General features: G+C 75.0%; 17 protein-coding genes, 1 pseudogene and 1 riboswitch. Of the genes and pseudogenes, 9 read left to right on the forward strand and 9 right to left on the reverse strand.

Translation table 11 applies throughout. From position 1 onward, the window contains the following. Nucleotides 1-302 precede the first annotated feature (302 nt). The 4 genes from ACFWIS_RS30485 to ACFWIS_RS30500 all read left to right on the forward strand — a co-directional run bounded on the left by ACFWIS_RS30485 (nt 303) and on the right by ACFWIS_RS30500 (nt 4,638). Nucleotides 303-1,244 (forward strand): alkaline phosphatase family protein, encoded by a 942-nt coding sequence (locus ACFWIS_RS30485; RefSeq protein WP_380458984.1) that lies wholly within the window; start codon nt 303-305, stop codon nt 1,242-1,244. Nucleotides 1,245-1,249: 5 nt separating this feature from the next. Continuing rightward, a complete protein-coding gene (locus ACFWIS_RS30490; protein ID WP_380458987.1) occupies nt 1,250-2,569 on the forward strand; it encodes an MFS transporter in 1,320 nt (439 codons plus the stop codon). A gap of 19 nt (nt 2,570-2,588) precedes the next feature. After that, on the forward strand, nt 2,589-3,623 hold the full coding sequence (locus ACFWIS_RS30495; protein ID WP_380458989.1) for a TolB family protein: 1,035 nt from the start codon (nt 2,589-2,591) through the stop codon (nt 3,621-3,623). A 97-nt stretch (nt 3,624-3,720) separates the two neighbouring features. Then, nucleotides 3,721-4,638 carry a hypothetical protein gene (locus ACFWIS_RS30500; protein ID WP_380458992.1) on the forward strand — a complete coding sequence of 306 codons (918 nt, stop codon included), beginning with the start codon at nt 3,721-3,723 and terminating at the stop codon, nt 4,636-4,638. A gap of 64 nt (nt 4,639-4,702) precedes the next feature. Here the strand turns inward: ACFWIS_RS30500 and ACFWIS_RS30505 are convergent, their stop codons facing one another. Beyond that, complete coding sequence (locus ACFWIS_RS30505; protein WP_380458995.1) at nt 4,703-5,653, reverse strand: EamA family transporter; 951 nt, start codon at nt 5,651-5,653, stop codon at nt 4,703-4,705. Between the two features lie 169 nt (nt 5,654-5,822). Here ACFWIS_RS30505 and ACFWIS_RS30510 point away from each other — a divergent pair, with 169 nt between their 5' ends. Further along, nucleotides 5,823-6,332, forward strand: coding sequence for a MarR family winged helix-turn-helix transcriptional regulator (locus ACFWIS_RS30510; RefSeq protein ID WP_380458997.1), 510 nt, complete (start codon nt 5,823-5,825; stop codon nt 6,330-6,332). Nucleotides 6,333-6,429: 97 nt separating this feature from the next. Next, nucleotides 6,430-6,882, forward strand: coding sequence for a hypothetical protein (locus ACFWIS_RS30515; RefSeq protein WP_380459000.1), 453 nt, complete (start codon nt 6,430-6,432; stop codon nt 6,880-6,882). Nucleotides 6,883-6,889: 7 nt separating this feature from the next. On the opposite strand, the gene ACFWIS_RS30520 is transcribed toward ACFWIS_RS30515, so the two are convergent. Continuing rightward, entirely contained in the window at nt 6,890-7,546 is a 657-nt protein-coding gene (locus tag ACFWIS_RS30520; protein WP_380459003.1) for a class I SAM-dependent methyltransferase, read from the reverse strand. Here ACFWIS_RS30520 and ACFWIS_RS30525 point away from each other — a divergent pair. Both ACFWIS_RS30525 and ACFWIS_RS30530 read left to right on the forward strand, forming a co-directional pair. Continuing rightward, nucleotides 7,524-7,709, forward strand: a pseudogene (locus ACFWIS_RS30525) (hypothetical protein); the annotation flags it as partial. The gene ACFWIS_RS30520 and the pseudogene ACFWIS_RS30525 overlap by 23 nt on opposite strands. 139 nt (nt 7,710-7,848) lie before the next feature. Further along, a complete protein-coding gene (locus ACFWIS_RS30530; protein ID WP_380459006.1) occupies nt 7,849-9,585 on the forward strand; it encodes a serine/threonine-protein kinase in 1,737 nt (578 codons plus the stop codon). A gap of 34 nt (nt 9,586-9,619) precedes the next feature. Here ACFWIS_RS30530 and ACFWIS_RS30535 read toward each other — a convergent pair whose 3' ends face one another. The 7 genes from ACFWIS_RS30535 to ACFWIS_RS30565 form a co-directional block, all read right to left on the reverse strand. Beyond that, on the reverse strand, nt 9,620-10,096 hold the full coding sequence (locus ACFWIS_RS30535) for an OsmC family protein (protein ID WP_380459009.1): 477 nt from the start codon (nt 10,094-10,096) through the stop codon (nt 9,620-9,622). Between the two features lie 77 nt (nt 10,097-10,173). After that, entirely contained in the window at nt 10,174-10,716 is a 543-nt protein-coding gene (gene cpt, locus ACFWIS_RS30540; protein WP_380459011.1) for a chloramphenicol phosphotransferase CPT, read from the reverse strand. Further along, entirely contained in the window at nt 10,707-12,089 is a 1,383-nt protein-coding gene (locus tag ACFWIS_RS30545; protein ID WP_380459013.1) for a cobyrinate a,c-diamide synthase, read from the reverse strand. The genes cpt and ACFWIS_RS30545 overlap by 10 nt, the downstream gene beginning before the upstream one ends. Before the next feature lie 4 nt (nt 12,090-12,093). Next, entirely contained in the window at nt 12,094-12,699 is a 606-nt protein-coding gene (cobO, locus tag ACFWIS_RS30550; RefSeq protein ID WP_380459016.1) for a cob(I)yrinic acid a,c-diamide adenosyltransferase, read from the reverse strand. A gap of 6 nt (nt 12,700-12,705) precedes the next feature. Next, complete coding sequence (locus ACFWIS_RS30555; protein ID WP_380459018.1) at nt 12,706-14,811, reverse strand: putative cobaltochelatase; 2,106 nt, start codon at nt 14,809-14,811, stop codon at nt 12,706-12,708. Beyond that, nucleotides 14,804-16,348, reverse strand: coding sequence for a cobyric acid synthase (locus ACFWIS_RS30560; protein WP_380459021.1), 1,545 nt, complete (start codon nt 16,346-16,348; stop codon nt 14,804-14,806). The genes ACFWIS_RS30555 and ACFWIS_RS30560 overlap by 8 nt, the downstream gene beginning before the upstream one ends. Continuing rightward, nucleotides 16,345-17,370 carry a cobalamin biosynthesis protein gene (locus ACFWIS_RS30565; RefSeq protein WP_380459023.1) on the reverse strand — a complete coding sequence of 342 codons (1,026 nt, stop codon included), beginning with the start codon at nt 17,368-17,370 and terminating at the stop codon, nt 16,345-16,347. The genes ACFWIS_RS30560 and ACFWIS_RS30565 overlap by 4 nt, the downstream gene beginning before the upstream one ends. Before the next feature lie 110 nt (nt 17,371-17,480). Next, a riboswitch (cobalamin riboswitch) is annotated at nt 17,481-17,611 on the reverse strand. 194 nt (nt 17,612-17,805) lie between these two features. Here ACFWIS_RS30565 and ACFWIS_RS30570 point away from each other — a divergent pair. Next, nucleotides 17,806-18,498 carry a helix-turn-helix domain-containing protein gene (locus tag ACFWIS_RS30570; RefSeq protein ID WP_380459025.1) on the forward strand — a complete coding sequence of 231 codons (693 nt, stop codon included), beginning with the start codon at nt 17,806-17,808 and terminating at the stop codon, nt 18,496-18,498. Nucleotides 18,499-18,588: the final 90 nt, after the last annotated feature.

Genomic DNA, 18,588 nt, shown 5'->3' on the forward strand with positions numbered 1-18,588 from the left:
GTTCCCGCACTCCTTGCCGTTTCCGGGCCCTGGGCTCCCGGGCCCCCGTGATCCCACCACGCAAGGCCGAAACGGGTCAATCGCGGCGCATGTGACGTCCGCCGCCGTCCGCCGCCAGCCGGCGCTGTCGTGGCCGGCCGACGCTGTCCGTGGTCGTCCGTGGTCGTCCGTGGTCGGTACGTACGGGGACGGCCTCGCAGCTGTTCTTCTGTTCTTCATTTCCCTTGTGCCGTACACGTCACGCAGCGATCCTACTGTTCTCGGCGCTCCCGCCCCGGAAGCCCCGACACCCGGAGGACCCCATGGCCTTCGCACGACTCCGCACCCCCGGCACCCCCACCCCCGCCGCGGGCCCGCGCCCCGCCCGTCGCCGCAGGCTCCGCCCGATCACCGCCCTCGCCACCGGTCTCGGCCTGGTCGCCGGCTCGCTCGGCCTGTGGGCCGCGGGCGGCAGTGCCGCCGCCGACACCGCGGCCGGCCTGCCCAGCCCCGACCACGTCATCGTCGTCATGCTGGAGAACCACGCGTACTCGCAGGTCATCGGCAGCTCCAAGGCGCCGTACATCAACGGCACGCTGGCCGCCGGCGGCGCGACGCTGACCCAGTCCTTCGCGCTCACCCACCCCAGCCAGCCCAACTACTACATGCTGTTCTCCGGCAGTGCCCAGGGCGTCACCGACGACAGCTGCGTGGACGTCGGCGCGTTCCAGCAGCCCAACCTGGCCTCCGAGCTGCTCGCCGCCAACCAGACCTGGGCCAGCTACAACGAGGGCCTGCCCGGAGTCGGCGCCACCGACTGCAGCAGCGGCAACTACGCCCAGAAGCACAACCCGTGGTTCGGCTTCGGCAACGTCCCCACCTCCAGCGCCTACGGGATGGACGCCTTCCCGACCGACTTCACCACCCTGCCCAAGGTCTCCTTCGTCATCCCCGACCTCTGCGACGACATGCACGACTGTTCGGTCGGCACCGGCGACTCCTGGCTGCAGAGCAACCTCGACGCGTACGCGCAGTGGGCCAAGGGCAACAACAGCCTGCTGGTGGTGACCTTCGACGAGGACAACAGGCTGGCCGGCAACCGCATCCCGACCGTGGTCTACGGCGCCCACGTCGCCCCCGGCAGCTCCACCGCCACCACGTACAACCACTACGACGTGCTGCACACCCTGGAGGACCTGGCCGGCGTCAACGCCCACGCCGGCAACTCCGCCAACGCCTCCGACATCACCGGCATCTGGAACTGACGCCCGTGTACGTCGCGGACTCCCGCAGCTCGAAGGCCCCCGTCGCACCGGCCACCGGCCAGGTGCGGCGGGGCGCCGCCCTGCGCTCAGTGCCGGGGGCGGTCCTCGCCCTCGGCGCCGTCAGCATGGTCACCGACATCTCCTCCGAGATGGTCAACGCCGTGCTGCCGCTCTACCTGCTCACCGGACTCGGCCTCTCCCCGCTCGGCTTCGGCCTGCTCGACGGCATCCAGAACGGCTTCAGCGCCCTGGTCCGGCTCGCCGGCGGCCACCTCGCCGACCGCCGAGGCCGCGACGGCGCCGCCCGGCACAAGACCGTCGCGGCCATCGGCTACGGGCTCTCCGCGCTCTGCCGGCCGCTGCTGCTGCTCGTCCACACCGTGCCGCTGATCGGCGCCGTCATCGCCGCCGACCGCACCGGCAAGGGCCTGCGCACCGCGCCCCGGGACGCCATGATCTCGCTGGCAACCGAACCCGCCCACCGCGGACGGGCGTTCGGTGTGCACCGGGCGATGGACACGGCCGGCGCACTGCTCGGCCCGCTCACCGCCTTCCTGGTGCTGCGGCTGGGCGGCGGCCCGCTGCTCGCCGACGGCGGCGAACGGCACGGCTACGACGCGGTGTTCACCGTCAGCGCCTGCGTCGCCGCGCTGGGCGTGCTGATCCTGCTGCTGTTCGTGCCCAACCGGCAGGTCGGTGACGAACCGTCAACCACCGTGCCCACACTGCGCAGCAGCCTCACCCTGCTGCGACGGCCCGGACTGCGCCGGCTCACCCTGTGCGCCGTGCTGCTCGGGCTGACCACCGTCAGCGACTCCTTCCTCTACCTGCTGATCCAGCGCCGACTCGGCCTGTCCGTCGACCTGTTCCCGCTGCTGCCGCTCGGCACCGCCGCCGCCTTCCTGCTGCTCGCCGTCCCGCTGGGCTCGCTCGCCGACCGGATCGGACGCCGCCGGCTCTTCCTGCTCGGACACGGCGTCCTGCTGCTCGCGTACGGGCTGCTGCTCTCGCCGCTGCGCGGGCTGCCCGCGGTGATCTGTGTGCTGGTGCTGCACGGCTCTTTCTACGCCGCCACCGACGGCGTGCTCGCCGCCGCGGCGGCCGACGCGGTGCCCGCCGAGCAGCGCGGTGCCGGACTCGCCCTGGTCGGCACCGGGCAGGCGCTGGCCCGGTTCGCCTGCTCGCTGCTGTTCGGTGCGCTGTGGAGCGCGGTCGGCGGGCCGGGCGCGCTGGCCTGGTCGGCAGGTGCGCTGGCGCTGTGCGTGGCCGGCGCGGCGATGGCGCTGCGGGCGCCGGAGCCGGTTGCCGAGGAGGAGAGTCCGTGAGCGTCGTCGAGGAGAGACCGTGAACCTGCAGAACAACCGCAGCCGGGTGATCGTGCTGCTGCTCGCCGTCCTGGTGCTCGGTGCGGTCGGCACCGGCGCCGTCCTGTACGCCGCCGACCGCACCGCCGAGCGCGACCGCACCCAGGCGGGCGGGCCGGCCGTCGAACCCGGCCCGGTCTCCCTCCAAGTTCCCTCGAAGGGCCGCCAGTTGCTCTTCCGCAACATGGCCTGGGGTCCGCACCGGGACGAGATCACCACCGTCCCCGCCGACCACCCCGACGGCCCGCGCACCGCCTCCGGCACGCAGTGCCTGCGCTTCCACGCCGCCGCCGGCACCGGCATCTGCCTCCAGGCCCAGCACGGCGCGCTGGACGACACCTACCGCGCCGTCGTCCTGGACGACCACCTGCACGAACGGCGCTCCTTCCCCGCCGCCGGCATCCCCACCCGCGCCCGGGTCTCCCCGTCCGGACACCTCGCCGCCTGGACGGTCTTCGTCAGCGGCGACTCCTATGCGGGCAGCGACTTCTCCACCCGCAGCTCGATCGTCGACGTCCGGGACTGGAACCTGCGGGAGAACCTGGAGGACTTCGCCGTCATCGAGGACGGCCACCCGTACCAGGCGCACGACATCAACATCTGGGGCGTGACCTTCGCCGACGACAACACCTTCTACGCCACCCTGGCCAGCGCCGGGCAGACCCACCTGGTCCGCGGTGACCTCGCCGCCCGCACCCTCACCACCGTGCACGACAACGTCGAGTGCCCCTCCCTCTCCCCCGACGGCACCCGCATCGCGTACAAGAAGCGCGTCCCCGGCCTGTCGCCCGACGCCCCCTGGCGGCTGTACGTCCTCGACCTGGCGACCGGGACGGAGACCGCCACCGCCGAGCAGCGCAACATCGACGACCAGGCGCTCTGGTCCGACGACGGGACGCTGATCTACGCCCTCCCCGGGGACTACGGCGCCGACCTGTGGACCGTCCCGGCCGACGGCTCCGGCGCCGCCCGGCTGGTCACCAAGGCGGCCGTCGCCCCCGCCTACCTGGGCTGAGGAACTCTCCGCTAGCGTCCCATGTCGAGCAGAGAGTGACGTCCCGGCCGAACGTGCCGGCCGGACGTCCTGATCGAAGCGGGGGAGCGAGCGAACCGTGGACGGTAACCCACCCGAGCGGATGGTCACCGACTCCTGGCCGGCCCTGCACGGCCGACCCGTGCTGCGGCGCACCGTCGCCGTCGGCCTGGTGCTGTGCGTGTCGGCCGGCGCCGCCCTGGTGGTGCGCGGCGTCAACGCGCTCACCGTCGGCCGGGCCGGGCGGGAGACCGACCGGGACCGCGCCGAACGCCTGGCCGGCCTCCACCCCTCCCAGCACCCCGGCGCCGGCCGCTACTACGTCCCGGTCGGCGCCGTCTACACCCGCACCTCCGACGGCGCGCCCATCGCCTACCTCCACTACCGGCTCGGCGGCGGCAAGGAGCCCGGCCTCGGCGACTTCCTGCGCACCTACGACCTCCCCGAGCCCGGGCCCGCCGCCCCGCTGCCACCGGACCTCGCCGCCGCCCTCGGGGGCGACGAGCCGGCCGAGGCCCCGGAGCTGCCGGAGGGGCCGGAGGGGGCGGCCGGGTCCGGGGCGTCGGCCTCGCCGTCCGCCGCCGCCCCGGAGGTCACGGAACCACGGTCCGGGGCGACCTCCGCGCCGCCGTCCATCGCGGCGGAGCCGATCCCGGCCCCGACCCTGACCCCGACCCCGACCGATGCCGACGACGAAGCCGGCGAGCCCACCGTGGACGGCGGGGCGGGTGGCTCCACGAGCGTGACCGGTGACGGCGAGCCGGAGGACGGCGTGCCCGACCCGGGCCCGACCCCGGCCCTGAGCCCGACCCCGGTCCTGAGCCCGACCCCGGTCCCGAGCCCGACCCCGGTCCTGAGCCCGACCCCGACCTGGACACCCACCGCGACCCCGTCCGCCGTCCCCACCCACGCCCCCAGCGCCCGCCGGATCTACGTCGCCACCATCCCGGGCGGGCTGCCGGGCGCCGCCGACATCTACATCCGCGCCACCGGCTGAGCCCCCCACGGCTCCGCCCCGCCCGGGTCGGTGACCGGGCGGGGCGGGGCGGAGGCGGGGGCCGTCAGCGGGCGGTCGCCGGCTGGGGTGCGGGTACGGGCGCGGGCGCCGGGTTGGCGGCCGGAGTGGCGGCCGCTGCGGGGGCGGCCGGGGCGGTGCGCCGGGCCGGGGCCTGGCCGACCAGCATGGCGCCGAGTGCCAGCAGCAGTCCCAGCACCTGCCACGCGGTGAGCGTCTGGCCGAGCACGACCAGGCCGCCGACCGTGGCCACCACCGGGTTGATCAGCCCCAGGAACGACGCCGGTCCGGCGCCCAGCCGCTCGATGCCGCGGAACCACAGCACGTACCCGAGCGCGGTGCTGAGCAGCCCGAGGTAGGCGAAGCCCGCCAGGTTGGAGACGCTCAGGGCCGGCGGCGCGCCCTCGACCAGCGCCGCGAGCGGGACCAGGAACAGCGAGCCGGCGAGCAGCTGCCACGCGGTCAGGTCGACCATGGTGGCGCCCTCCGGGCGGCCCCAGCGGCGGGTGAGGACGGTGCCCATGGCCATCAGCCCGATCGCGGTGACCATGGCGGCGATCCCGACGCCGTCCAGGGTCGCCCCGCTCTTGAGCACCAGCAGGGCCACGCCGCCGACCCCGGCCAGCCCGGCGAGCAGCGCCCGGCGCCCGGGCCGGACCCGGAGCACGCCGATCGAGAACCCGGCGACCAGCAGAGGCTGGATCGCCCCGATCGTGGCCGCGACGCCGCCGGGCAGGCGGTAGGCGCCGACGAAGGTGAGCGGGAAGAACAGTCCGATGTTGAGCATCCCGAGCACCGCCGCGCGCCCCCACCAGCGCCCCTTGGGCAGCTTGCGGCCGATCAGCAGCAGGAGCAGCCCGGCGGGCAGTGCCCGCAGTGCGGCGAGCAGCAGCGGGCGGCCTTCGGGCAGCAACTGGGTGGTGACCAGGTAGGTGGTGCCCCAGGCGGCCGGGGCGAGTGCGGCGGTGGCGGCGATCCCTGCGCGCTTGCGGTCCATGGTGATCCCAATCCCCTCAACGTTGATTATCTGAACGTTGAGATATTTCTACGCCCGGGATCGGCGAACGTCAAGTATGTGAATGTTAAGATATCTGCGACCGGCCGGTAGACCGGCAGCCGTGAGCGGCGGACCGGTGGAGCAGCAGCCACGAGGGAGATGACAGGCCATGCAGCAGCGCGACACCGTCGACGACATCGCCGAGCAGTGGGCCAGGAACCGCCCCGACCTGCCGCTGGAGGCGATGGCCCTGATCGGCCGGCTGCGGCGGCTCAACGTCCGGGTCGACAACGCCCTGCGCGACTACTTCCTCACCTGCGGCCTGGACCCCTCCGAGTTCGACGTCCTCGCCACCCTCCGCCGCTCCGGCGAACCCTACGAGCTCAACGCCCGCGCCCTGCTCAAGTCCGCCATGGTCACCTCCGGCGCCATCACCAACCGCGTCGACAAGCTCTCCGCCAAGGGCCTGGTCGAACGCAACCCCTGCCCGACCGACCGCCGCGCCGTCCTCGTCCGCCTCACCCCGGCCGGCAAGGAGCTCATCGACGCCGCCCTGCCCGGCCACATCCGCAACGAGGAACGCATCCTCACCGCCCTCGACGCCGACGAGCGCGCCCAACTCGACACCCTGCTGCGCAAGCTCCTCGTCGCCCACGGCGACACCGAACCGCTGGGCTGACGGCCGGGCCGTTCGGGCCGGCGGCCGGGTCGTTCGCGTGACCACCACCTCCCGGCCGCGTTAACCCATCGGGACGCCGCGCCGGAGGAGGGGCCCGATGAGCCGCAAGACCCCCAGGGACATCGCCGTCGACGACCAGCTGCGGGCCGCCGGGGCGGAGGGCGCCCAGTGGCTCGCCGCCGCCGGCTGGGGCCCGCCGGTCAAGGTGCCGCTGCAGAACGCGGCCAAGTGGCAGCGGGAGACCCGGGAGCGGATGCTCGCCTCGCAGCGGGACGAGTCCTGCACCTGGTGCGACCATCTGCTCCACGGCGGCCCCCAGCCCGTCGTCGTGCACGCCGAACACCCCACCCACCTGGTCTGCCGGGCCTGCTCGGTCAGCGCCCGCCCCCACCGCCGCTGCCTGGAGTGCGGCGGGCCGGCCGGCTCGCTCTCCCCGCTCGACGGTCGCGAGGACGTCTGCATGGGCACGGTGGCGATCTACACCCGCCTCCGTTGCACCGCCTGCTTCCTCGGCGACCCGCTCAACGGGACCTTCGGCAGCGGTTCGTAGCCCTTCGCTACACCTCGGCGACCAGCGCGTAGCGTTCGTCGGCCACCGGGCCGCCCCACAACACCGGGTCCCCACTGAGCGGCTCCACGCGCAACGCCGCCACCAACGGCCTTACCGCCGCAGCGAGTTGCTCCGCCCCGACACCCCCGCCCCACGGCAGGTGCCCCGCCCCGGCGACGTACGGCGCCGACGGCTCGCCCGCCTCGCGCCACCGCCCCTCGACCAGCACCAACCGCCCGCCGGGCCGCAGCAGCCGCACCCAGGCGCGCAGCGCCCGCTCCGGGTCGGGCAGTGTCCAGACCAGGTGGCGCGACAGCACCACGTCGAAGCCGCCCTCCCGCACCGGCGGCGCGCCCGCGTCCCCCACCAGGAACCGCCCCGCCAGCCCGGCCGCCGCCAGCTTCGCCCGCGCCCGCGCGACCATCCGCGGCGCCAGGTCCACTCCCGTCACCCGGTGCCCGCCCGCCGCCACCAGCTCCGCCAACGATCCCGTCCCACAGCCGACATCGAGCACATCCACCGCCCCCGCCGGCAACCACCCCCGCACCCGCCCCACCCACGCCGCCCGCGTCGGTCCGGCCCGCAACCCGTGATCCGCCTCCTCGTCGAAGGCCGCAGCGGCCGCGTCCCAGTAGTCGGCAATGGCCTTGCTGGAGTCACCCATAGCTCCATCCTCCCCGCCACCACCGACATCCCGCCGGGTCCGGCCGGTCTTCGCCGACCTCGCCGCCGACCTCCTCGCCCGCGCGGGTTCCCCCGACCCGGAGGCGGAGGCCCGCCGGCTGATCCGCTGGGGCGACGGCGTGCTGTTCAACGCCAGGGCCGGCAGCGGGCACTGGCACGTGCCGATGCCGGAGGAACTGAGCGCGGAGATCGACCGCTACCTCGGCGCACCGCTGGACGGGCCGGACCGACCCCTGCGGCCACCCGCCTATACTCCGTGTGCTCGATCAGGCAGGGGGAAGCATGCTGGACTTGCTCGAAATGGCGCTACTGATCATGGTCGTCGTGGCGCTGGTGCTGCGGCTGGCGTCGCTACCGGTGCTGGTGCGCGCTCAGACCGCCACCCGACGACGGGCCTTGGCGGCCACGGGGGCGGATGCGGCCGCCGGTGCACCGGGCGGCACCGGGGCGACGGTCGGCGAGCTGGCGGTGGGTCTGGTGGCCGCCGTCGTACCGGTCGTCCTGGTGTACTTCATGGACCTCTCCAGCTACTACGTGCTGGGGCGGCCGTACGACCTTCTCAACTCCCGCTACCTCGCCCGCGAATGGCACCTTCCGCTCCACGAGGCGCACACCTGGTACATCGGCCTGTTCATCGGGTTCCTGCTGCTGTGGCTGGCGCTCTGGTACCTGACCCAGCGCAAGCTGCTGACCGCCGGCCTGCCCCGGGAGGCCTGGGCGTCCGGCCGGACCCAGGGCCGGCTGATCGCCCTCGTGGCCCTGCGCGCGCTGATCGGCGTGTTCCTGCTGCCGGTCGGCCTGGTCGTCGTCGCTGCGGTGTACCAGCTCGTCGGCCTGCTCGTGAGCCGCAAGCCCAGGCCGGTCGGCGCGGGGGCGTCGGAGGTTCCGGGGGCGTCGGGGGCGTCGGGGGCGGAGGCGGCCCAGGCCGCCGAGGCGTTCCAGGCCTTCCTGGCCGCGCAGAACCCGTACGCACCCACCGCTCAGCCGCAGCAACCGGTCGCACCGTCGCAGCCGCCCGCCGCCCCGCCGCAACCGCGCTACGTGCCCGCGCAGTTCACCCCGCCCACCCCGCCCACCCCGCCCATCCCGCCCATCCCGCCCATCCCGTCGGCCCCGCCCATCGGCAGCCCGCTCGGTGCCCATGAGCCCCGTACGATCGGCGGCTACCAGCTCCTCGGCCGGATCGGCTCCGGCGGCATGGGCACGGTCTACCTGGCCCAGCGCCAGGGCTCCGCCACCCAGGTCGCGCTGAAGACCATCAACCTCGAACTCCTCCACGACGCCGACCTGTTGCGCCGCTTCCAGCGTGAGTCCGAGGTGTTGTCGATGGTCCCCGGCGCCTACACCGCCCGGGTGCTCGACACCGGCGTGGACGCCGGACGCCCGTACCTGGCCATGGAGTTGCTGGACGGCCGCCCGCTGGACGCCCATCTGCGCGAGCAGGGGCCGATCCGTTCGGCCGAGGCCCTGCGCGCCCTCGCGCTGGCGCTGGCCGTGGCGCTGTCCGGGGTGCACCGGCTCGGGCTGGTCCACCGGGACCTCAAGCCCGCCAACATCATGCTCACCACGGCCGGTCCGCGCCTGCTGGACTTCGGCATCGCGGCGATCGTGGACGGCACCCGGCTGACCGCCACCGGCGGCGGTCCGGGCACCCTGACGTACATGGCGCCGGAGCAGTTCGGCGACGAGCGGGTCGGCGCGGCGGCCGACGTGTGGGCCTGGGCGTGCTGCGTGGTGTGCGCGGCGCACGGCGCGAGCCCGTTCGCGGCGACCAACACGGGCGCGGTGATCCGCCGGATCGTGGACACCGGGCCCGAGCCGGCCGCACTGGCTGCGGTCGAGGCCCTCGACCCGACGCTCGCCGCCGTGGTCCGCCGAGCCCTGGCCGTCGACCCGGCCCAGCGCCCGGCGGACGGCACCGGCCTGCTGGCGGCACTGGCGGCGGCCCAGCCGACGGCCCTCGACCCGACGGCCGTCCACGAGCAGATCACCCGGGGCTGGCAGACCCTCGCGCTCTGATCCGACGAGATCCGTCGGGCTCGCCCGACCCGCCCTACCCCGTGACCGCCACCGTCACCTCGGCTTCGTGCCGCACCGGGAAGTCGACCGAGTTGGCGATGAAGCAGCCCCGGTTCGCCGCCGCGTGCAGGGCGAGCGCCCGCTCCACCATGCCCGGCTCGGCGACCTCGACCCGGGGGCGCAGCACCGCCGAGGTGAAGCGCCCGCCCTCCGGCGTCACGGCCATGGTGCCCGTCGGCCGGTCGACGTACGAGGTCACCACGACCCCGTTCACCGCGCACTGGTGCAGGTACGAGAGCAGATGGCACTGGGAGAGCGCGACCAGCAGCAACTGCTCCGGGTTCCAGCGGGCCGGGTCGCCGCGGAAGGCGGGGTCGGCGGAGCCGGGGATGCCCGGCAGACCTTCGGCGGAGACCTCGACGTCGCGGGCGTAGGCGCGGTAGTCGCTGGTGCCGGTGCCCCGGTTGCCGGTCCATTCGATCTCGGCGGTGTACTCGTGCTGCCTGGCCATGGGCTTGCCTCCGTGGGAATGGGGTGTGCTGCCGGACAGTCAACCGCAGGAGCCCGCCCGGGCCGCCCGGGCGGGGCTCAACCCCGTTCGGACAGCCGCGCGAGGATCGCCCCGGCGCAGTCCGCCACCGAGGCCCGTGAGGTGTCGACGACCAGGTCGTACGTGACGCCCCGGTGCACCGCCGAGGCCTGGGCGGCGGCCATCCCGGCGACCCGGTCCCCGCGCGCGGCCTCCCGGGCCGCGGCCACCGCGGGGTCGCAGCGCACGCCGACCCAGAGCACGTCCAGGCCCGCCAGCGCCGTGCGCCAGCGCTGCTGCGAGGCGGCTCCGCCGAGGAACACCTCGTCCACCAGGACGGGTGCCCCGGCCCGGGCCATCGCCGCCACCCCGGCCGACCAGGCGGCGTCCAGCCGGGCGAAGGCCGGCCCGACCGCCACCGTGCCGTCCCCGTCGCTCAGTCCGCCGATGCCCTCCCCGCCGCCGAGCAGCCACGGCGGCAGCGCCTCCACCATGGTGTCCGCCCCGAGGTGCAGCCAGGGCTCCGGCAGCAGCTCCTGCAGGCGCCGGGCGATGCTCGACTTGCCGGAGCTGGAGCCGCCGTTGAGGACGATCACGTGCATGGGCGCGTCCCGGCATCGAACGCCGCCGCGGCCCCCGCGAACGACGACGCCAGTGCGGGCGCCCCGGCCCAGTGCAGGTGCAGGTACGAGGCGTGCACGTTCCCGGCGGCGAAGCCCTCGGTGCGCGGCCCGGTCGGCAGGCGCCAGCCCCAGGCGGGCTGTTCGCCGGCGCCGGGTTCGCAGACCGTGCGGTGGAACTCGTGCCCGCGCAGCCGGGTGCCGGCCGGGGCGAGCGGGGAGTCGTGCAGGGCGACGGCCTCCCGGTAGCCGAGGGTGAGCCGTTCGGTCATCCGGGCGGTGGTGTCCAGCGCTCCGCACATCGGCAGGCCGTCCAACTCCCGCCCCAGGTAGAGCAGCCCGGCGCACTCGGCGGCGATCGGCCCGCCCGCGGCGGCGAACCCGGCGATGGCGCCGCGCAGTTCGGCGTTCCCGCTCAACTCCCTTACGTACAGCTCCGGGAAGCCGCCGCCGATGACCAGACCGGCGGTGCCCGCCGGCAGCGCCGAGGCGTGCAGCGGGTCGAAGGGGACGACCTCCGCGCCCGCCGCGCCGAGCAGTTCGGCGTTCTCGGCGTACGAGAAGGAGAACGCGGCGCCACCCGCCACCGCGATCCGCGGCCGCCCGGCGACCGGCGTCACCTCGGCCGACGGGTCCCATGGTTCGGCGTCCAACTCGGGTGCCGTGCGGGCGAGTTCCAGTACCGCTTCCAGGTCGACCGAGGCCGCGACCAACTCGCCCATGTCCGCGACGGCCTTCAGTGCCGCCGCCGAGCGCTCCACCGCCGGGATCAGCCCGAGGTGGCGGGAGGGGGTGGCCACCGCCGCCGAGCGGCGCAGTGCGCCCAGCACGGGCACCCCGGAGCCCTCTTCCAGGGCCTCGCGCAGGAGGTGCTCGTGCCGGTCGGAGGCGACCCGGTTGAGGATCACCCCGGCGAGGCGCACCTGAGGGTCCCAGGACGCGAAGCCGTGCACCAGCGCGGCCACCGAGCGGGATTGCGAGCTGCCGTCCACCACCAGCACCACCGGCGCCCGCAGCAGCTTGGCGACGTGTGCGGTGGACGCCAGCTCCCCGCGCCCGGAGGCCCCGTCGAAGAGGCCCATGACGCCCTCGACCACTGCGACGTCCGCCCCTGCCGCGCCGTGCAGGAACAGCGGCGCGATCCGCTCCGGCCCGCACATGAAGGCGTCCAGGTTGCGACCCGGGCGCCCGGCGGCGAGCGCGTGGTAGCCCGGGTCGATGTAGTCCGGACCGACCTTGTGCGGCGAGACCGCCAGCCCGCGTGCGGCGAGCGCCGCGATCAGGCCGGTGGCGACGGTGGTCTTGCCGGCGCCCGAGGAGGGCGCGGCGACGACGAGGCGGGGGACGGTGCTCAACGGCCTACCACTCGATACCGCGCTGGCCCTTGCGGCCGGCGTCCATGGGGTGCTTGACCTTGGTCATCTCGGTGACCAGGTCGGCGACTTCGGTCAGCGCCTCGGGCGCGTACCGGCCGGTGATGACGACGTGCTGGCTGCCCGGACGGTCCTTGAGCACGGCCACCACCTCCGCCGGGTCGATCCACCCCCAGTGCATCGGGTAGGTGAACTCGTCCAGCACGTAGAAGCGGTAGGTCTCGGCCGCGAGGTCGCGCTTGACCTGCTCCCAGCCCTCCTTGGCCGCCTCCTCGCTGGTCATCTCCTGCTCGGCGGAGCGCTGGATCCAGGACCAGCCGGAGCCCATCTTGTGCCAGTCGACGCTGCCGCCCTCGCCGGAGGCGCCGAGCACGCGCAGCGCGTTCTCCTCGCCGACCTTCCACTTGGCGGACTTCACGAACTGGAACACCCCGACCGACCAGCCCTGGTTCCAGGCCCGCAGCGCCATGCCGAAGGCGGCCGTGGACTTGCCCTTCCCGGGGCCGGTGTGCACGGCGGTGATCGGCTGGGTACGGCGCTGGCGGGTGGTCAGGCCGTCGTCGGGAACGCTCTCGGGGACACCCTTGGGCATGTCGGCTCAGGCCGCCTTTCGCATCGAAGTGGAGACGGGTCGGTTCGCGCGGACCAGCGAGGCCACACCCTCCGCGCGCAGCTCGTCCAGGCTGACGGCGCTGCCGCCGAGCAGCCCGGCCAGGGTGCGGGCCAGGCCCAGCCGGACCGGTCCGGACTCGCAGTCCAGCACCACGCTCGCGGTGCCCTGGGCGGCGAACAGCGTGGCCGCGCGCTGGGAGCGGGCGAGCGCGTCGCGGCCGCCGGTGGCCCGGCCGTCGGTGACCACGACCAGCAGCGGGCGCCGGTTCGGGTCGCGCAGCCGCTCCACCCGCAGCACCTCGTGGGCGCGCAGCAGGCCGGCGGCCAGCGGGGTGCGGCCGCCGGTGGGCAGGGTCTCCAGCCGGGCGGCGCCGACCTCCACCGAGGAGGTGGGCGGCAGCGCCAGTTCGGCGTCCGCGCCGCGGAAGGTGATCATGCCGATCTTGTCCCGGCGCTGGTAGGCGTCCATCAGCAGCGACAGCACCGCACCCTTGACGGCGGTCATCCGCTGCCGGGCGGCCATCGAGCCGGAGGCGTCCACGACGAACAGCACCAGGTTGGACTCCCGTCCCTGGCGCACCTGTTCGCGGAAGTCGTCCTTGTGCAGCACCAGCGCCCGGCCGGACCGCCCGCGCGCCACCTGGTGCGGGGCGGCGGCCTGCAGGGTCGCGGTCAGGTGCAGCCGGCTCAGCGTGCCCTGCGGGCGGCGGGCCCGGACGGTGTGCCCGCCGGTGGTCTCGGCGGGGGAGCGGCGGCCCTGGGCGCCGTGGCCGGTGCCCTGCACGGTGAACAGCCGGGTCCGGTACGGATCCCCGGCCGCGACCGGGGCGGACTCCCGTGCAGGGGCGGGGTGTTGGGCCGGTACGGGCTGCGGGGCGGGCGCCTCGGTGTCGGCGCCGCTCGGCTCGGGGGCGGAGGCCTCCGGGGCGCCGCCGTCGTCGGAGGGCTCGGGCGCACCGCCGCCGCCCGGACCGCCGTCACCGCCGCCGTCCGGGCCCGGTCCGTCGTCCTCGGGCTCCGGCCCGTCGCCCTCCGGCTCCTGCGAAGACTCCTCCGAGAGCGCCTCGGGCTCGTCCTGCTGGGCGTGCTCCTCCAGCGTCCGGTCCAGCTTCTCCTCGTCCAGCCCCGGGGCGTCGAAGGGATTGCGCCGCCGCCGGTGCGGCAGGGCCAGCTGGGCGGCCTTGCGGACGTCCTCCTCCAGCACCTCCGTCCGCCCCGCCCAGGCGGCCAGCGCGACCGCGGTGCGGGCCATCACGATGTCCGCGCGCAGCCCGTCCACCTCGAACGCCGCGCACACGGCGGTGATCTGACGTAGCGCCACATCGTTCAGCTCGACCTTGGAGAGCAAGTCCCTCGCCGTGGTGATGCGTTCGGCGAGCGCCCGCTCCTCCTCGGCGAACCGGGCGGCGAACGAGGCCGGGTCGGCGTCGTAGGCGAGCCGGCGCCGGACCACCTCGGCGCGCTCGGCCGGGTCCCGGGTGGCGGCGATCTCGACGGTCAGGCCGAAGCGGTCGAGCAGCTGAGGCCGCAGCTCGCCCTCCTCCGGGTTCATCGTGCCGACCAGCAGGAACCGCGCCGCGTGCCGCACCGACACGCCCTCGCGCTCGACGTACGAGCGGCCCATCGCGGCGGCGTCCAGCAACAGGTCCACCACGTGGTCCTGGAGCAGGTTCACCTCGTCGATGTACAGCACGCCGCGGTGCGCCTTGGCGAGCAGCCCCGGCTCGTACGCCTTGACGCCCTCGGCCAGCGCGCGCTCCAGGTCGAGCGAGCCGACGATCCGGTCCTCGGCCACGCCGACCGGCAACTCGACCAGCTGGGAGGGCCGTTCACGGCTCCCGGCGCTGGCGTGCGGGCCGTCCGGGCACTGCGGGTCCGGCGCGGCCGGGTCGCAGGCGAAGCGGCAGTCGTCCACGACGGCGATGGCGGGCAGCAGCCCGGCCAGTGCGCGCACCATGGTCGACTTCGCGGTGCCCTTCTCGCCGCGCACCAGCACGCCGCCCACGGCCGGGGAGACCGCGTTCAGCAGCAGCCCGAGCCGCAGGTCGGCCATGCCGACGATCGCGGTGAACGGATAGCGGACGTCACTCATGCGTGTCACTCCCAGGTGCCCCGGGCGGGAGGAACGGCAGCGTTCCGGCCGCCGGCACCCCGCCCTCGATCAGCTTCCACAGCGCGTCGGTGTCCGCGTGTTCCTCGATCAGGTCGCCCAGCCGGTCCAGCCGGGCCTCGCGCGCCGCGGCGAACGAGGTGTCCGGCGCCGGCACGAATGCCCGGCCCGTCAACTCGGCGATCTCGCGCATGAGTTCGCGGCGGAAGCCGTCGTTCTCCAGCGCGCCGTGCCAGGTGGTGCCCCAGACCGAGCCTACCCGGCAGCCGTCCAGGCCGTGCCCGGTGCCATCGGAGAAGAACGGAGCGCCGCCCTCCACCGCCACCACCCCGTGGTGGATCTCGTAGCCCTCGACCCGCTGCCCGTACGCCTCGCCGACCGGCCGCGCCAGCACCTTCTCGACGCCGAACCGCACCCGGGTCGGCAGCAGCCCGAGGCCGTCGACCGCGCCCGCCCTGGACTCCACCTCGTCCTCGATCGAGCGCGCCAGCATCTGGTAGCCGCCACACACCCCGAGGATCGGCAGCCCGGCCGCCGCCCGCGCCTTCAGCGCCGGCTCCAGCCCGCGCTCGCGCAGCCAGGCGAGGTCCGCGACGGTGGCCCGGGTGCCGGGAAGCACCACCAGGTCGGCGTCCGCCAGCTCCTCCGGCCGGGTCGCCCAGCGCACCAGCACGCCGGGCTCCTGGGCCAGCGCGTCCAAGTCGGTGAAGTTGGACAGCCGGGGGAAGCGCACCACGGCGACCCGCAGCACGTCCGCTCCCAGCGGCCCTGGCCCGTCCGCCCGGTCCACCACGGTGGACAGGTCCAGCGAGTCCTCGGCGTCCAGCCACAGGCCCGGCAGCATCGGCAGGGTGCCCAGCACCGGACGGCCGGTCAGCTCGTGCAGCATCTCCAGCCCGGGCGCCAGCAGCCGGGCGTCGCCACGGAACTTGTTGACGAACCAGCCCGCGACGTGCCGCTGGTCCTCCGCCGAGAGCAGCGCCAGCGTCCCGTACATCGCCGCGAAGACCCCGCCGCGGTCGATGTCCCCGACCACCACCACGGGCAGCGCGGCGGCCGTGGCCAGGCCCATGTTGGCGATGTCCCGGTCGCGCAGGTTGATCTCGGCGGGCGAGCCGGCGCCCTCGCACACCACCACGTCGTAGCGGGCGCGCAGGTCCGCCAGGCACTCCAGGGCGCGCTCCAGCAGGACGGGCTTGCGCTCCCGGTAGTCCAGCGCCCCCACCTCGGCGACCGGCCGGCCGAGCAGCACCACCTGGCTGCGGCCGTCCGCCCCGGGCTTCAGCAGCACCGGGTTCATCGCCGCCTCCGGCTCCACCCGGGCGGCCTGCGCCTGCATCGCCTGGGCACGGCCGATCTCGGCGCCGTCGGCGGTGACGAAGGAGTTCAGCGACATGTTCTGCGCCTTGAACGGCGCCACCCGGACACCCTGGCGGACCAGCCACCGGCAGATCCCGGCCGTCACCACGCTCTTGCCCGCGTCCGAGGTCGTCCCCGCGACCAGCAGTGCGTTGCTCATGCCCTACCCCTCCTCATCCACAGGCGGACCGCCAGATGCCCCGCGACCGACGTACCCAGCGCCAGCGCGCCCACCCGCCGGGACAGCGTGCAGGCCCGCTCGATGTCGTCCACCGTCACCGGCCGCAACTCCGCCCCCAGCACCGGCCGGTGCTCCACCCGCGGCTGTGGCTCCGCATTCGCCCCCGGGCGCTCGTGACCCGAAGCCGACGCGCCCTTCGGCTCGTGCGGGTACCGAAGACTCCCGCCCAGCCGCACGCCGACCGCCCCCGCGAAGGCCGACTCGGCCTGACCGGCGTTGGGGCTCGGGTGCGCGGAGCCGTCCCGGCGCCAGACCCGCCAGGCGGTACGGGGTTCGGGCGCGGCGGCCACCGTCAGCAGCGCCGTCAGCCGGGCGCCCGGCCAGCCCGCCAGGTCGTCCAGCCGGGCCGAGGCCCAGCCGAACCGGGCGTAGCGGGGCGAACGGTGGCCGACCATGGCGTCCAGGGTGTTCACCGCGCGGAAGGCCAGCAGGCCCGGGGTGCCGGCCAGGGCGCCCCAGGTCAGCGCGTTCACCACGGCGTCGGCGGTGTTCTCGGCCACCGACTCGACCACCGCCCGGGCGAGCTGCTGCTCGTCCAGCGCGCTCGGATCCCGCCCGCACAGGTGCGGCAGCCGCTCCCGGGCCGCCGTCAGGTCGCCCGCGGCGAGCGAGCGTCCGATGGTGCGCGCCTCCCGGGTCAGCGAGGTGCCGCCGAGCACCGTCCAGGTCGCCGCGGCCGCCAGCGCGGCCCGGCCCAGCGGACGCCGTCCGACCGTACGGTCCAGGGCGACCGCCCCGGCCGCGACCGTGCCCACGCACAGCGCGGTGTACCCGGCCCCGGCGGCCCGGTGGTCGCGCCACAGGCGCCGCTCCAGCCGGGTCGCGGCGCTGCCGAACAGGGCGACGGGGTGGCCGCGGCGCGGGTCGGCGAAACGGGCGTCGGCGGCGTAGCCCGCGACGGCGCCCAGCGCGAAGGCGGCGGCGCGGGTCAGCGGGCGCACGGCAGCGGGCGGCTGGGCCCTGTCCGGGGGTCCGTCTTCGGTGGGGCAGCCTGCATCGCGTGGGTGTCCTCACTCAGGGTCCGCGCCCTGGATCGACGTACCGGTGACGAGAGTCTCCTGGCTTCCGGGTCGGACGCACCCACGGGCCTTCCAGCGGCTCCTGACGACCCGCCGTGGCGATTCCGAGGGTGCTCCCCGGTGACAGTGGCGGGACCGCGCCGGACTCGCACCGGCTTCCTCTCCATGCCTCCGTTTGGCCCCAGGATCCCATCACGCGCCCGAACCGGGAGTCAACCGAGGTCACGGAGGGGTTGGTCACACGACGTACACGCATCCGCCCTGTGCGATCGCCCAGCGCGGAGCAGCGCCGACCGACCCCGCTTCGTGCGTTCGGCGGCTGGGGACGCGCCGCCGGCCGCACCTACGTTCGGTGCCATGCGCCGCAGAAAGCCACCCGCCGCCGCCCTCGCCCCGGTGCCGTTCTCGCCGGGAGCCGCCCGCGCCCACCGGGCCGGGCTCGGGCTGACCCCCGAGCAGGTCGCCGAGGGCATGGCCGCGCACGGCGTACGGCTGCTCCCCGGCCACGTGCTCGCCTGGGAGAACGGCGAGCTGCGGCCCGGCGAAGCCGAGTTCATCGCCCTGGCCCGCGCCCTCTGGTGCCCGGCCGACCAGTTGATGGACGGCCGCCCGGTGACCCTGCGAGACCACCGCCTGTCCCGGGAACTCCCCCAGGAGACCGTCGCCGAACGGATCGGAATGCCACTCCCCACCTACCGGCAGGCCGAACTGACCGGCCACTGGGACGGCGACCCGGACCAGACCCATGCCCTCGCCCAGGTACTCGGCCTGCGCCTGACCGAACTGGTCGAGGCCACCGGCCGCCGCGAAGCCCTCGATCGGCTGCTCCGCCAGTGCGTGACCGGCCGCTGGCAGCCCCACCTGCGCCCGCTCGCCCGACTGGTCCCCGTCCCGGAAGCCGACCTCGCCGCCGTCCTCCCCCTCCTCCAACAGGAACACCACATCCCCACCCACTGGGGCGCCACCACCCAGCCCCGTACCCCCACCCCACCCCTCACCCCCCGCTTCTGGCACCTCCTCAGCACCCACCACCCCACCATCCCCATCTGACCGGCCCACACCTCTAACCCCACCCCCAGCGGGCGCGCTGACCCAGCTGGACGAGGCGGCCCGCACCGCGCCCCTGCTGCTGGTCCTCGA

The sequence above is a fragment of the Kitasatospora sp. NPDC127060 genome (assembly GCF_042724935.1).
Classification (GTDB): Bacteria; Actinomycetota; Actinomycetes; order Streptomycetales; family Streptomycetaceae; genus Kitasatospora.